This is a genomic window from Pseudoflavonifractor sp. MCC625 (assembly GCF_018784545.1).
Taxonomy (GTDB): domain Bacteria; phylum Bacillota; class Clostridia; order Oscillospirales; family Oscillospiraceae; genus Pseudoflavonifractor_A; species Pseudoflavonifractor_A gallinarum.
Genome location: NZ_WQOJ01000014.1, coordinates 119,960 through 133,363 on the forward strand (window position 1 = coordinate 119,960; position 13,404 = coordinate 133,363).

At 63.8% G+C, this 13,404-nt stretch carries 12 protein-coding genes and 1 pseudogene; 10 read left to right on the forward strand and 3 right to left on the reverse strand.

The features are described from left to right. Positions 1-70 precede the first annotated feature (70 nt). Positions 71-1,084 (reverse strand): ABC transporter substrate-binding protein, encoded by a 1,014-nt coding sequence (locus GPK94_RS05265; RefSeq protein ID WP_186963315.1) that lies wholly within the window; start codon positions 1,082-1,084, stop codon positions 71-73. 243 nt (positions 1,085-1,327) lie between these two features. Here GPK94_RS05265 and GPK94_RS05270 point away from each other — a divergent pair, with 243 nt between their 5' ends. The 4 genes from GPK94_RS05270 to GPK94_RS05285 are packed head-to-tail and all read left to right on the forward strand — an operon-like array spanning position 1,328 to position 3,880. Then, positions 1,328-2,050, forward strand: coding sequence for a WecB/TagA/CpsF family glycosyltransferase (locus tag GPK94_RS05270; protein WP_101691153.1), 723 nt, complete (start codon positions 1,328-1,330; stop codon positions 2,048-2,050). A 16-nt stretch (positions 2,051-2,066) separates the two neighbouring features. Beyond that, positions 2,067-2,747 carry a thymidylate kinase gene (locus GPK94_RS05275; protein ID WP_186963316.1) on the forward strand — a complete coding sequence of 227 codons (681 nt, stop codon included), beginning with the start codon at positions 2,067-2,069 and terminating at the stop codon, positions 2,745-2,747. Positions 2,748-2,769: 22 nt separating this feature from the next. Beyond that, a complete protein-coding gene (locus GPK94_RS05280; RefSeq protein ID WP_186963317.1) occupies positions 2,770-3,315 on the forward strand; it encodes a DJ-1 family glyoxalase III in 546 nt (181 codons plus the stop codon). After that, positions 3,308-3,880 carry a 5-formyltetrahydrofolate cyclo-ligase gene (locus GPK94_RS05285; protein ID WP_215654904.1) on the forward strand — a complete coding sequence of 191 codons (573 nt, stop codon included), beginning with the start codon at positions 3,308-3,310 and terminating at the stop codon, positions 3,878-3,880. Before GPK94_RS05280 ends, GPK94_RS05285 begins: the two co-directional genes overlap by 8 nt. Before the next feature lie 53 nt (positions 3,881-3,933). Here the strand turns inward: GPK94_RS05285 and GPK94_RS05290 are convergent, their stop codons facing one another. Continuing rightward, complete coding sequence (locus tag GPK94_RS05290) at positions 3,934-4,125, reverse strand: hypothetical protein (protein WP_215654906.1); 192 nt, start codon at positions 4,123-4,125, stop codon at positions 3,934-3,936. A gap of 188 nt (positions 4,126-4,313) precedes the next feature. Here GPK94_RS05290 and mltG point away from each other — a divergent pair, with 188 nt between their 5' ends. The 6 genes and pseudogenes from mltG to GPK94_RS05320 form a co-directional block, all read left to right on the forward strand. Continuing rightward, complete coding sequence (gene mltG, locus GPK94_RS05295) at positions 4,314-5,558, forward strand: endolytic transglycosylase MltG (protein ID WP_215654908.1); 1,245 nt, start codon at positions 4,314-4,316, stop codon at positions 5,556-5,558. An 85-nt stretch (positions 5,559-5,643) separates the two neighbouring features. After that, on the forward strand, positions 5,644-6,852 hold the full coding sequence (locus tag GPK94_RS05300) for a U32 family peptidase (protein WP_215654910.1): 1,209 nt from the start codon (positions 5,644-5,646) through the stop codon (positions 6,850-6,852). After that, positions 6,849-7,949 carry an acyltransferase gene (locus GPK94_RS05305; protein WP_346727994.1) on the forward strand — a complete coding sequence of 367 codons (1,101 nt, stop codon included), beginning with the start codon at positions 6,849-6,851 and terminating at the stop codon, positions 7,947-7,949. Before GPK94_RS05300 ends, GPK94_RS05305 begins: the two co-directional genes overlap by 4 nt. Positions 7,950-8,270: 321 nt before the next feature. After that, positions 8,271-10,931 carry an alanine--tRNA ligase gene (alaS, locus tag GPK94_RS05310; protein ID WP_215654912.1) on the forward strand — a complete coding sequence of 887 codons (2,661 nt, stop codon included), beginning with the start codon at positions 8,271-8,273 and terminating at the stop codon, positions 10,929-10,931. A gap of 262 nt (positions 10,932-11,193) precedes the next feature. Further along, positions 11,194-11,532: a histidine triad nucleotide-binding protein gene (locus GPK94_RS05315; protein ID WP_101691145.1), complete on the forward strand. Its 339-nt coding sequence runs from the start codon at positions 11,194-11,196 to the stop codon at positions 11,530-11,532. Between the two features lie 37 nt (positions 11,533-11,569). Then, positions 11,570-11,989 (forward strand): annotated as a pseudogene (locus GPK94_RS05320) (cytidine deaminase); the annotation flags it as partial. 68 nt (positions 11,990-12,057) lie between these two features. Here GPK94_RS05320 and GPK94_RS05325 read toward each other — a convergent pair. Further along, positions 12,058-13,383: an MATE family efflux transporter gene (locus tag GPK94_RS05325; protein ID WP_215654914.1), complete on the reverse strand. Its 1,326-nt coding sequence runs from the start codon at positions 13,381-13,383 to the stop codon at positions 12,058-12,060. Positions 13,384-13,404 lie beyond the last annotated feature (21 nt).

Here is a 13,404-nt window from a genome sequence, read left to right on the forward strand (position 1 = left end):
TCGCGGAAATGCGCCCAAAAGCAGCGGAAACGGACGTTCCGCTGCTTTTGGATTTTATGCGGGGGACAGATTACTCGATAGCCTCATATCCCTCGGGCGGGGTGAGGCCCAGCTCTTCGCAGATGGCCGGGTTATACTTGGGGGTGAACTGGGGCGCGTACTCAATGGCCATTTCGGCGGGATCCTTGCCGTTGACCAGGATCTCATAGGCCATCTCGCCGGTGGCGTAGCCGATGTCATAGTAGCTGATGGTCAGGGTGGCCACGCCGCAGCCGCGGCAGATGCCCTCCTCACCGGCAATGATGGGGGTCTTGGCCGCCAGGGCGATGTTGCCGATCAGCTCGGCGTTCTGGGCGGCGGTGTTGTCGGTGGGGATGTAGAGGACATCCTCGGCGGCACAGGCCGACTCGGCCACAGCCGCCAGATCATTGGAGTCGGAGAAGGTGTAGCTGGTGCAGGTATAGCCCATCTCCTCCAGGTAGCCCTGCACCGCACTGACCTGATAGGCGGAGTTGGGCTCGGCGGAGCAGGAGAGCAGGCCCACCTTTTCCGCGTCGGGGAACCAGGTCTGGAGCATGGCGGCCTGTTCATCCAGCGGGGCCAGATCGGAGGTACCCGAGACGTTGAAGCCGGTGACCCCGTCAAAGTCGTTCAGGCCCAGGGCCACGCCGTACTCGGTGATGGAGGTGCCCAGAATGGGAATATCCTCGGTGGCAGAGGCCGCCGCCTGGAGGGCGGTGGTGCCGTTGGCCATGATGAGATCCACGCCGTTGGAGACAAAGCTGCCCACGATGGTATTGCAGTTATTGGAGTCGCCCGAGGCGTTCTCCACCTTGATCTCCACCTGGTCGCCCAGCTTTTCCTTCAGGGCGTCCTGGAAGCCCTGCGTGGCCGCATCCAGCGCCTCGTGCTGCATCTGCTGGCACACGCCGATGGTGTAGCTGTCCTGCCCACCCTGGGTACCGGTGTCTCCCCCCGCGCTCTGGGCGGGAGAGGCGGACGGATCGGAACTGGAACAGGCGGCCAGGGAGGCCGCCATCGCCACGGAGAGCGCCATGGCAGTCAATTTCGGCAGATATTTCATTGCAAGCTCCTCCATCATCTCATGGTTCGCTTTAGCACACTTATGCTTTTATGCGCTAAAGTAAAGAGGTTTAAAAAAATACCTCTCGGTCCAAGGTTGTATTCATTATAATGACCTTCCTCTCCCTTGTCAAGCCCTGTTTTCCCGCTGGTGCGCCGGTCTTAATGGTTTTTTCATAGACTTCTCCCGGCGGTTGTGTTACAATGGGGAGCACAAAATGATCCTTATCGGAGGTCTTTTATTTTGAAAACTGACATACTGGGTGTGGGCTTCGACACCCTCTCCCCCGAGGAGATGGTCCATACCGCCGCTTCCCTCATCGAGGCCGGCGGGTTCCACTATGCCGTCACACCCAACCCCGAATTCCTGCTGGCCGCTCAGAAAAACGAGGCCTTCCGCACCGTGCTCAATCAGGCCGACCTCTCCATGCCCGACGGCATCGGCGTGGTCTATGCCTCCAAGATCCTGGGGCGTCCGCTGAACGGACGGGTCCCGGGCATCGATTTTGCCGACGGGCTCATGGCCTGGATGGCACAGCACGGCAAGCGGCTATTCCTGCTGGGCTCCAAGCCCGGCATCGCCGAGATGGCTTCCGTCAACCTGCGCCAGCGGCACCCCGGCCTGACCGTGTGCGGCACCCATGACGGCTATTTCAAGGAGGATGCGCCCGTCATCCAGGCCGTGCGGGAGGCGGAGCCCGACGTGGTCCTGGTCTGCCTGGGCGCGCCCAAGCAGGAGCTCTGGATGGCGCAGAACGGCCCCGCCACCGGCGCCAAGTTTATGGTGGGCCTTGGCGGCGCGCTGGACGTGTTCGCCGGACAGACAGAGCGCGCCCCCGAGGCCTGGCAGAAGGCCGGGATGGAGTGGCTCTACCGTCTCATCAAAGATCCCAAGCGCATCAACCGCATGGCCAAGCTCCCCCTGGTCCTCTTCCAGGCGGCGGGGGCGCGCCTGCGCGGCAAGTAAATGGGAGGAATCCTCATTGTCTGGTAAACTAATTGTATTCGAAGGGACCGACGGCTCGGGCAAGTCCACCCAGTTTGCCCGTCTGTGTCAGCGGATGGAGCAGGAGGGCCGTCCCTTCCAGCGTCTGGTCTTTCCGCAGTACAGCGAGCCCTCCTCCGCCCTCATCCGGATGTATCTGGGCGGGGAGTTCGGCACCCACCCCTCCGACGTGAACGCCTATGCCGCCTCCGCCTTTTTCGCGGTGGACCGCTACGCCTCCTGGAAAAAGGTGTGGGGGAGTTATTATGAGGGGGGCGGACTGGTCCTCTCCGACCGGTACAGCACTTCCAACGCCGTCCACCAGGCCTGCAAGCTGCCTCCCCACCAGTGGGAGGAGTTTTTCCGCTGGCTGGATGACTTTGAGCACACCAAGCTGGGGCTCCCCCGGGCCGATCTGGTGCTCTATCTGGACATGCCCACCCAGCAGGCCCTGACCCTCCTGCGCAGCCGGGAGGCCAGCACCCACACCTCCGGCGACATCCACGAGGTGGACCCGGAGTATCTGGCCCTGTGCCGCCGCACGGCCCTGGCCGCCGCCCCGGTGCTGGGGTGGAAGGTCATCCCCTGTACGGAGGCCGACGGCTCCCTTCGCACCATCGAGTCGCTCCACCATCAGCTCTGGGAGATCCTCTCCCCCATGGTATCCGATCCAACCTGAATCGAAACGAGGAGGTTTTCCTATGGTTTACATTCTGCTTGGCACCGGCTTTGAAGAGGCCGAGGCGCTTGTCCCCGCCGATCTGCTCCGCCGCGCCGGCATTGAGACCGCCCTGGTGGGCGTGGACGGCATGACCGTCACCGGCGGCCACGGCATCCAGGTCGCCGCCGACCTGTCCCTGGCCGATGTGGATCTGGAGCGGGCCAAAATGCTCCTTCTCCCCGGCGGACTGGGCGGTGTGGAGGTCATTCAGAACAGCATCCCCGCCCTCGGCCTCATCCAGGGGGCCTATGACCGGGGCATCTGGCTCTCCGCCATCTGCGCTGCGCCCACCATCCTGGCCGGTATGGGCCTGCTGGACCGCCGGAAGGCGGTCTGCTACCCCGGTATGGAGGATGAAATGGGCTCCTCCGTGGTGGAGCGGGGCGCCCGCGTGGTGGTGGACGGCCATATCGTCACCGCCCAGGCCGCTGGTTCCGCCTTCCCCTTCGGTCTCAAGCTGATCGAGGTCCTGGCCGGGGCGCCCGCCGCCCAGGCCGTGGCCCAGGCGGTGCACTACCATGGATGAGCAAAAGGCCGCCCTGCGCCGGACCATCCGCGCGCAGATGAAGGCCCTCACGCCGGAGGAGCGGCATGAGAGCGATGAAGCCCTCTTTGCCCGCTTCCTCTCCCTTCCCGCCGTGGAGCGGGCGGACACCCTGCTGCTCTACTGCGGCATGGGGGCAGAGCTGGATACCCTCCGCCTGCTGCCCCAGCTGATCGCCCGGGGCAAGCGGCTCCTCCTCCCCCGCTGTGCCAACGCGCCCGGAATCATGGACGCACGGGTCTACGACCCGTCCCTCCCCCTGGTGCGCCACCGCTACGGCATGCTGGAACCGGGGCCCGACCGCCCCGTGGTCTCCCCCGGGGAGATCGATCTGGTCCTGGTCCCGGGCCTGGCCTTTGACCGCCGGGGCTACCGGCTGGGCCAGGGGGGCGGCTACTACGACCGCTATCTTCCCCAGACGAAGGCCGTTACCGTGGCCCTGTGCCGGTCCTGCTTCCTGCTGGATGCAGTCCCCCGGGAGGAACACGATGCGCCGGTGGACCTGGTCCTCACCGAAAAGGAGACCTTCGGTCCCGCCGCCCTTTGATGCAAAAAGAAACAAGCGGGGAAATTCCCCGCTTGTTTCAGGCTATTCTCTGCTCAGCAGCAGCTGTCTCCGCAGCAGCTCTCGCCGCAGCAGCCGTTATGCATCCGGTTTCCGCCGCAGCAGCAGCCGCTGTTGCCGCTCCATCCCATCCCGCTGCCGCCACCGCAGCAGCAGCACAGTACTAGAATCACGATCACGATCCACATGCAGTTTCCGCCGCCAAATCCATTGTTGTTTCCACACATAAGTAGATACACCTCACCTTTTCTGGGCGTCGGTGGTTTGCCTTCGCCCGAACTGACCCATACTATGTGGTAAGGCTGCCACAGGTGCATGCCGATCGTGGTCTCGTTTCACCGTTTTCTCCGCCCCTCCGGCGGAGGTCCGGCCGCCGTGCCCCGCCGGCGCGGCGGTACAGTTAGGAGTTGAATCCATGTCACAGGAATATGAACGCTCGCCGGGACGGCGGGTCCAGGGACGCAGATATACCCCCTCCCACTTGCAGAGCGGGGGGGAGACCCGCCGCCGGACCTCGTCTGCTTCCGGCTCCCGCAGCACCGCATCCTCCCGCACCACACCGCCCTCCCGGGATTCCGGCCCCTCCCGGCCCAACCGCCCCAGAGGGAAGCGCAAGGGGCGCTTTGGTCCCTACGGAGCCATGCTCTATGTGATCTTCGTCATCGGCATCTCGGCGCTGCTGGCGGCGTTGGGCTGGGTGGCCGCCTGCGATGTGCTGGCCCTCAATAAGCCCGAGCACACCGCCACCGTCACCATTGAGGAAAATACCTCCCTGGACCAGGTGGCCGACACCCTGAAGGACAACGGCCTGATCGAGTACAAATTCCTCTTCAAGCTCTTTGCCTCTTTTACCGGCGCGGAGAAGGACAATAAGATCACCGCCGGCACCTATGAGCTGGATACCGATATGGACTATCACGCCCTCATCAGCAACATGGGCAAGGGCTCTTCCAGCCGGAAGGAGGTCACAGTCACCATCACCGAGGGCATGACTCTGGACCAGATCTTCGCCCTGCTGGAGAAGGAAGGGGTCTCCACGGCGGCCAAGCTCCAGGAGGAGGCGGCCAACCACCAGTTCAAATACTCCTTCCTCAAGGATCTGCCCACCGGCGATTACCACCGGCTGGAGGGCTATCTCTTCCCCGATACCTATACCTTCTATATGGGCGGTGACCCCCTGCAGATCCTGAACAAGATGATCCTGCGCTTTGACGAGATGTTTACCGATGAGATGCGGCAGGACGCCGCTGACCGCGGCTACACGGTGGGAGAGATCGTCACCATCGCCTCCATGATCGAGAAGGAGACCGACGGTACCGACCAGACCAAGATCGCCTCGGTCATCTATAACCGCCTTGAAAATCCCACCAGCGAGACCGCCGGTTACCTCAACATCGACGCCACGATCCTCTACGCCACCGGCGGGACCGTGGTGGACACCAACGCGGACACGCCCTACAATACCTCTACCCACAAGGGCCTGCCCCCCACGGCGATCTCCTGTCCCGGCATTGATGCCCTGCGCGCTGCCCTCTACCCCGCGGATACCAACTATTACTACTACGCCCTGGGCGATGACGGCACCCACTCCTTCTTCAAGACCTACAAGGAGCATCAGCGCTTTATCGCCAGCCAGGAGCGCTATCAGACCTCCCAGTAACACGCACCACTGCGCTCAAGCGGCGGACACGGCCAGCCGTGTCCGCCGTTCTTCCTGCACCACAAGAAACAGAGAGGATGGTACTATGTCAATCGAACTGCTCTCCCCCGCCGGAGATATGGAGCGCCTGCGCATGGCCGTGACCTACGGCGCCGACGCGGTCTATCTGGCCGGAAGTGACTTCGGTATGCGGGCCTTCGCCGGCAACTTTACCCCCGACCAGCTCCGGGAGGCGGTGGCCCTCTGCCACGCCCGGGGCGTCAAGGTCCATGTGACCTGCAACACCATGCCCCGCAACGATGAGGTAAGCCGGCTCCCCGCCTGGCTGGAGCTCATCGCGGACGCCGGGGTGGACGCCGTCATCATGGCCGATCTGGGCGTGTTCGCCCTGGCCGGAAAGCACGCCCCCGGCCTCAAGCGCCACGTCTCCACCCAGGCAGGGGTCACCAACTACGAAGTGGCCCTGGCCTGGCACGATCTGGGTGCTGACCGGGTCATCCTGGCCCGGGAGCTCTCCCTGGAGGAGGTGGCCGAGCTGCGCGCCAAGACGCCCAAGGCGCTGGAGATCGAGGCCTTTGTCCACGGCGCCATGTGCGTGAGCTACTCGGGCCGGTGCCTGCTCTCCAACTACATGACGGGCCGGGACGCTCAGCGGGGCGCCTGTGCCCAGCCCTGCCGCTATAAATACGCCCTGATGGAGGAAACGCGCCCCGGCGAATACTTCCCCGTCTACGAGGAGAACGGCGAGACCTTCATCATGAACAGCCGGGACATGTGCATGATCGACCACATCCCGGAGCTGATGGAGGCGGGGGTGGACTCCCTCAAGATCGAGGGCCGGGCCAAGTCGGCCTACTACGCCGCCGTCATCACCAGCGCCTACCGCCACGCGGTGGACGCGGCCCAGGCCGGTGTGCCCCTCTCCTCCGTGTGGCGGGATGAAGTGGAAAAGGTGAGCCACCGCCACTACTCCACCGGCTTCTGGTTCGGCCAGCCGGGTCAGTTCACCGAGGACGCCCGCTACATCCGGGATTACCAGGTCTGCGCCGTGGTGGAGTCCTGCGCCCCCGACGGCCGGGCGGTGTGCTCTCTGCGCAACAAGTTCCGCGCCGGGGACACCCTGGAGCTCATCGGCCCCGGTCTGGAGCCGGTCTCCTTCCAGGTCCCGGTCATGGCAGACGCCGACGGCTTCCCCCTAGAGGAGCCCCGCACCCCGCAGATGAAGTTCACCCTCCAGCTCCCCCACCCTGCTCCCGCGCTCTCTCTTCTGAGAAGGCAGGTGAGTGAATCGTGACCGTCAAGCGCCGCTTTGACTATGATCTGATGCGGGTGCTCTCCATGTTCGGCGTGATCTATCTCCACACGGCGGCGGGGGCCCTGCGCCATCCGGAAAACGCGGCGGTGTGGCACTTCTCCAACCTCATCACCGCCCTGGCCACCACCGCCGTTCCCCTCTTCTTCATGCTCTCGGGGGCCCTGCTCCTGTCCCGGCCCGAGACCGCCGATCCCGGCGTGGTGCTGAAAAAGCGCCTGCCCAAGATCCTCCTCCCCCTGCTGGCCTGGTCAGGACTCATCATCCTGCTCACCGCCCGGGATGACCCGGCGGGAGCCGCCTCCCTGCTGGGCAATCTCCTGCACAATCCGGTGGTGGTCCCCTACTGGTTCCTCTACGCGCTGGTGCCCATGTACCTGCTGGCTCCCCTCCTGAAAAAGATGGCCGACGGGCTCACCCCGGTTCTGTGGCGGTATCTGCTGGGGCTCTGGTTCGTGCTGGTGCTGGGCCTGCGCACCCTGCGGGCCTTCCTCCCCGAGGGAGTCTGGCGCACCGCCCTGACCGAGCACGGGAGCTTCAACCTGATCTTTGTGGGCGGCTATCTGGGCTATTTCCTCCTGGGGGCCGCGCTGGAGCGCATGGAGCATCTCCCCTCCCGCCGGACACTCTGGGCCGCGGCAGGGGTCCTCTATATCCTCATCGCCGCCGGGACCGCCTGGCGCACCGATTCTTCCGGCGTCTATGACGAGACCTTCAAGAGCTATCTCAATCTCTTTGCCGCCCTGCTCTCGGTGGTTCTCTTCCTGCTGGCCCGCTCCTACCTCTCCCAGCGGGAGAGCGGACGGGTAATGACCTATTTCTCCGGCATCTCCTTCGGGGTCTACCTGGCCCACCCCAAGGCCATCAACCTGATGCAGCATCTCTGGTATGTCCTCCTCCACGACACGGTGGATACCATCCCCGACCAGGTGCTCCTCTATCTGGCCATTCTGGCCGGGTGCGTGGTGGGAGTGAGTATCGCCGCCTCCATTCCGGTGGTCTGCTACCTCCTCACCGGGCAGCGCTTCTCCGCCGCCCGCCGGGAGAGCAGCCTGCTGGCGCTCCTGCACCGTTCCTGATGTGTGCAATTCAACGGTTGACATTGTGGAAAAGTGTGATAAAATTACTCCGTAATCAAGTTGTAAGGCTTTGACGGAGCCAAGCGGAATTCCGGCGTCTGGAAGCGAGAGGGGAGAGTGCAAGCCCTCGGCGGACCGGTTTTCGCACGCCACTCCTGAGCCGTCCGCGACGAGCGGAACGTCCCGCCCCCGTTACCGGGCGAATGAGAGGTCCCCGATCGGGGGATCATCAGGGTGGTACCGTGGAACTTTTCCGCCCCTGGCCAGCGCCAGGGGCGGTTTTTTCATCCCACCCATATCTTTTCTTTGGAGGTCCTTCCCATGAAGCAGTATGGAGTCAACGAACTCCGCGAGATGTTCCTCAAGTTCTTTGAGACCAAGGGCCATCTCCGTCTCCCCAGCTTTTCCCTCATCCCCCAGAATGACGCCAGCCTTCTCCTCATCAACTCCGGCATGGCGCCCATGAAGCCCTTCTTCACCGGCGAGCAGGAGCCCCCCCGCCACCGTGTGACCACCTGCCAGAAGTGCATCCGCACCGGCGACATTGAGAACATCGGCCACACCGCCCGCCACGGCACCTACTTTGAGATGCTGGGCAACTTCTCCTTCGGCGATTACTTCAAGAAGGAGGCCATCCACTGGGCCTGGGAGTTCCTGACCTCCCCTGAGTGGGTGGGCCTGGACCCCAACCGCCTCTACCCCTCCGTCTTTGCCGGAAATGAGACCACCCCCGCCGACGACGAGGCCTTCCGCATCTGGAATGAGGAGATCGGCATCCCCGCTGAGCGCATCTTCAAGTTCGGCAAGGAGGACAACTTCTGGGAGCACGGCTCCGGCCCCTGCGGCCCCTGCTCCGAGATCTACTACGACCGCGGCGAGAAGTACGGCTGCGGCAAGCCCGGCTGCACGGTGGGCTGTGACTGCGACCGCTATATGGAGGTCTGGAACGTGGTGTTCTCCCAGTTCGACAACGACGGCGAGAACCACTACACCGAGCTCAAGCAGAAGAACATCGACACCGGCATGGGCCTGGAGCGCCTGGCCGTGGTGTGCCAGGACGTGGACTCCCTCTTCGACGTGGACACCGTCATGAACATCACCAACAAGGTCACCGAGATCACCGGCGCCAGCTACGGCCAGAGCCGGGAGAAGGACGTGTCCCTCCGGGTCATCACCGACCACATCCGCTCCGCCACCTTCATGATCTGCGACGGTGTGCTCCCCTCCAACGAGGGCCGGGGCTACGTGCTGCGCCGCCTGCTCCGCCGGGCTGCCCGCCACGGCAAGCTCCTGGGCGTGAACGATCCCTTCCTCTACACAGTCTGCGACACCGTCATCCAGGAGAACGAGGGCCACTACCCCGAGCTGCGGGAGCGTCAGGCCTATATCACCAAGATCATCCGGGTGGAGGAGGAGAACTTCGCCAAGACCATCGACGGCGGCATGCGCATCTTTGACGATATGCTCGCCGGTCACAAGGAGAAGGGGGAGAGCGTCTTCTCCGGCGCCGACGCCTTCAAGCTGTACGATACCTACGGCTTCCCCATCGACCTGACCATCGAGATGGTGGAAGAGGCCGGCATGACCGTGGACCAGGCCGGCTTCAAGGCCCTCATGGAGGAGCAGCGTGTCCGCGCCCGCAAGGCCCGTGAGGCGCTGGGCGACCTGGGCTGGGCCGGCATTGAGTTCGGCAAGGATATGCCCGCCACCCAGTTTGTGGGCTATACCCAGACCGAGGCCCAGGGCCAGATCCTGGCTCTGGTGGCCGAGGAAGAGCTGCGGGACGAGGTAGGCACCGGCGCCGAGGCCATCGTGGTGCTGGATCAGACCCCCTTCTACGCGGAGATGGGCGGCCAGATCGCCGACCACGGCGTCATCAAGACCGACTCCGCCCTCTTCGAGGTCCACGACGTCCAGAAGAACAAGGGCGGCAAGTATATGCACACCGGCGTGGTCAAGGCCGGCGCCCTGAAGGTGGGAGACACCGTGACCGCCTCCATCGATGTGGAGCGCCGCCAGGCCCTGGCCCGTGCCCACTCGGCCACCCATCTGCTCCAGCGGGCGCTGGAAATCGTTCTGGGCGACCACGTCAACCAGGCCGGCTCTCTGGTGGAGCCCGACTTCCTCCGCTTTGACTTCACCCACTTCTCCGCCATGACCCCCGAGGAGCTGGGCAAGGTCTCCGAGCTGGTCAACCAGTCGGTCCTCCACGGCTATCCCGTGGTTACCAACGAGATGAGCCTGGACGAGGCCAAAAAGACCGGCGCCAAGGCCCTCTTCGGTGAAAAGTACGGCGACACCGTGCGCGTGGTGGACATGGGCGGCTACTCCGTGGAGTTCTGCGGCGGCACCCATCTGGACAACACCGCCAAGGTGGGCGTGTTCCACATCAACAGCGAGTTCTCCGTGGCCTCCGGCGTGCGGCGTATCGAGGCCACCACGGGCCTGAAGTCCCTGGAGGTCATGAACCGCAACCAGGAGCGGCTCTTTGAGGCCGCTGCCATCCTCAAGACCAAGCCCGGCGAGCTGCGGGAAAAGGCGGAGCAGACCATGGAGGAGCTGCGCCAGATGCGCCACCTGGTAGAGAAGTACAAGGCCAAGGAGGCCGCCGGTGAGACCGAGCGCTTCCTGCTAGGCGGCCACAGCGTGGGCGAGCTGAAGGTCCTCACCGCCACCCTGCCCGACGCCGACGCCAACAAGCTGCGCCAGATGGGCGACCTCCTCCGGGACAAGCAGCCCAACGTGGTGGCCGTGCTCTCCTCCGTCAACGGCGAAAAGATCACCTTCCTGGCCGTCTGCGGCAAGGAGGCCGTCCAGAAGGGCGTCAAGGCCGGCGACATCATCAAGCACGTCACCGCCATCTGCGGCGGCAAGGGCGGCGGCAAGCCCGACTCCGCCATGGGCGGCGGCTCCGACGTGCTCAAGCTGGATGACGCCCTGGCCGCGGTGGACGACTTCGTCGCCGGTAAGCTGGGTCTGTAAGACACACGCTTCCCGCTGTGCCGCAGGGGCGTCATCCAGCCCCGCCGCCCCTGCGGCGTTCCAAGCGTTTTGCACCAACCGGTGCAAAACCTTGATGCCGGGGCGATTTACTCGCCCTGTGCAGTACTCCGATCCGGGGTCCCCATGGCCTCTGGTCATGGGGCATGACGCCCTGGCTGCGGTGGACGACTTCGTCGCCGGTAAGCTGGGACGGTAAGCGTCCTTTCCCCCATCCATCTTCTGTTCAAAGGAGGGTTATTCTATGAGCGATTGTCTGTTCTGCAAGATCGCGGCGGGCGAGATCCCGTCCAACAAGGTCTATGAAGACGAACAGGTCTATGCCTTCTACGACATCGACCCCCAGGCTCCCACCCACTTCCTGGTCATTCCCAAGGCCCACATCGGCTCCTGTGGGGAGATCAACGGGGAGAACGCCCCGGTGGTGGCCCATATCTTCGAGGTCATCTCCAAGGTGACCCATGACCTGGGGATCACCGACTTCCGTGTGGTCTCCAACTGCGGCGAGCAGGCCGGCCAGTCCGTCCACCACCTGCACTTCCATGTGCTGGCAGGACGGGACATGACCTGGCCTCCCGGCTAATCGGCAGGAGTTTGCACGCCATCGACGAAAGGAGCGCTCTATGAACAAGCAGGAACTGGTACGCCTGGCCCTGGAGGCCAGGGCGCACAGCTATGTCCCTTACTCCCACTTCCGCGTGGGGGCCGCCCTTCTGACTTCCTCCGGGAAGGTCTATCAGGGCTGCAACGTGGAAAACGCCTCCTACGGCGGCACCATCTGCGCCGAGCGCACCGCTGCGCTCCGGGCGGTCTATGAGGGCGAACAGCGCTTTTCCGCCATCGCCGTGGCCGGTTTCCCCGAGGACGCCCCTCCGGAGGAGCGTGGCTATGCCTATCCCTGCGGCATCTGCCGGCAATTCCTGCGGGAATTTGCCCTGCCCGGGATGAAGGTCTATATCGCCCGCAGTGAGGAGGAGGTCATCGAGACCACGCTGGAAGAGCTTCTCCCCATGTCCTTCGGCCCGGAACACCTGCAATAAGACGCAAAATGGCCCCTCAGCAGAGCAACTTGCTTCTGCTGAGGGGCCGTTCTTTTTCTGTGTTTCGATCAGAGCAGGTTCTCCCGCCGGAGTCTTATGGTGCACAGGCCCACCACGCCCACGGTGATGAACTCGGCCGCCGGGACGGCCATCCAAACGCCGTCCATCTGAAAGAAATATCCCAGCACTACGATGGCCAGCACCTCAAAAAAGAGGGTCCTGGAAAAGGAGATAAGGGCAGAGGTCTTGCCGTCTCCGATGGCGGTGAAGAGGGCCGAGGCAAAAATATTGATCCCCGCGCCCAAAAATCCCGTCACAAAGATGCGGAAGCCCCGCACCGCCATGGCAAAGACCGCCGTGCCCGGCCGGAAAAAGGCGCTGACGATCCCGGTGACCCCCAGAAGGGAGATGACCCACACTGCTGCCGAGGAGAGGAGCACAAAGCTGCCGCACCGCCGCACCGTGCGCCGCAGATAATCCCGGTTCTCCGCCCCGTAGTGGTAGGAGATCACCGGACTCACGCCCATGGAAAAGCCCATGAACATGGAGGTCATCAGGAACTGGCAGTAAAAGACCGCCGTGATGGCCGCCACCCCGTCGGTCCCGGCAAAGCGCAGGGTGTAGAAGTTCAGCAGCAGGGTAGTCACCGAGCTGGAGAGGTTGGTCACCATCTCCGAGGAGCCGTTGGCGCAGGTCTGGAGCAGGAGGCGGCCGTCCCATTTGGGCCGCCGGAAGCACAGGCCGTTCCGGTTGCGCCAGAAGAAAATGAGTCCGCCGATGGCCGGGATGCAGTAGCCTCCGCCGGTGGCCAGGGCGGCTCCCTGCACTCCCATCCCGCCGGGCACCACCAGCAGGTAGTCAAACACGATGTTGAAGACGCCCGCCCCGATGTTCATGACCAACCCCAGCTTGGGGCGCCCCGCCGTCACAAAAAAGCTCTGAAAAAAGAGCTGGATGGCTCCCACCGGGATAAAGCAGATCAGAGTGCCCAGATAGACCTCGCTGTAAACCAGCGTCTCCCCCTCCGCGCCCAGCCAGCGGCAGAGGGACTCCAGATTGGTCAGCGTCAGCACGGTCACCGCCAGCGACAGGGTGACCGAGGTCACTAAAATCAGGGTGAAGGCACTACGGGCCTCCTCATTGCGCCCCTGGCCCATCCGGATGGCCACCAGCGCGCTGCCGCCGGTGGCAAACATGATGCCGATGGCCAATGCCACGCCCTGGACCGGGTAGACCAGGTTCAGGGCGGCCACGGCCTCCGGTCCCACGAAATTGGATACGAACAATCCGTCCACGATGGTATACAGGGATACAAAGACCATCATCACGATGGACGGAAAGGCAAAGCGCAGCAGCTCAGGAAAGGAAAACTCCTGTGCCAGTCGTTGCTGCACGCAGAACACCTCCTGTCATTT

What these genes read in the sequence shown, in the direction of transcription:
- GPK94_RS05315 (WP_101691145.1), top strand. Translation starts at nt 11,194, where the DNA reads ATGAGCGATTGTCTGTTCTGCAAGATCGCGGCGGGCGAGATCCCGTCC.
- GPK94_RS05290 (WP_215654906.1), bottom strand. Translation starts at nt 4,125, where the DNA reads ATGTGTGGAAACAACAATGGATTTGGCGGCGGAAACTGCATGTGGATC.
- GPK94_RS05285 (WP_215654904.1), top strand. Translation starts at nt 3,308, where the DNA reads ATGGATGAGCAAAAGGCCGCCCTGCGCCGGACCATCCGCGCGCAGATG.
- mltG (WP_215654908.1), top strand. Translation starts at nt 4,314, where the DNA reads ATGTCACAGGAATATGAACGCTCGCCGGGACGGCGGGTCCAGGGACGC.
- GPK94_RS05300 (WP_215654910.1), top strand. Translation starts at nt 5,644, where the DNA reads ATGTCAATCGAACTGCTCTCCCCCGCCGGAGATATGGAGCGCCTGCGC.
- alaS (WP_215654912.1), top strand. Translation starts at nt 8,271, where the DNA reads ATGAAGCAGTATGGAGTCAACGAACTCCGCGAGATGTTCCTCAAGTTC.
- GPK94_RS05280 (WP_186963317.1), top strand. Translation starts at nt 2,770, where the DNA reads ATGGTTTACATTCTGCTTGGCACCGGCTTTGAAGAGGCCGAGGCGCTT.
- GPK94_RS05265 (WP_186963315.1), bottom strand. Translation starts at nt 1,084, where the DNA reads ATGAAATATCTGCCGAAATTGACTGCCATGGCGCTCTCCGTGGCGATG.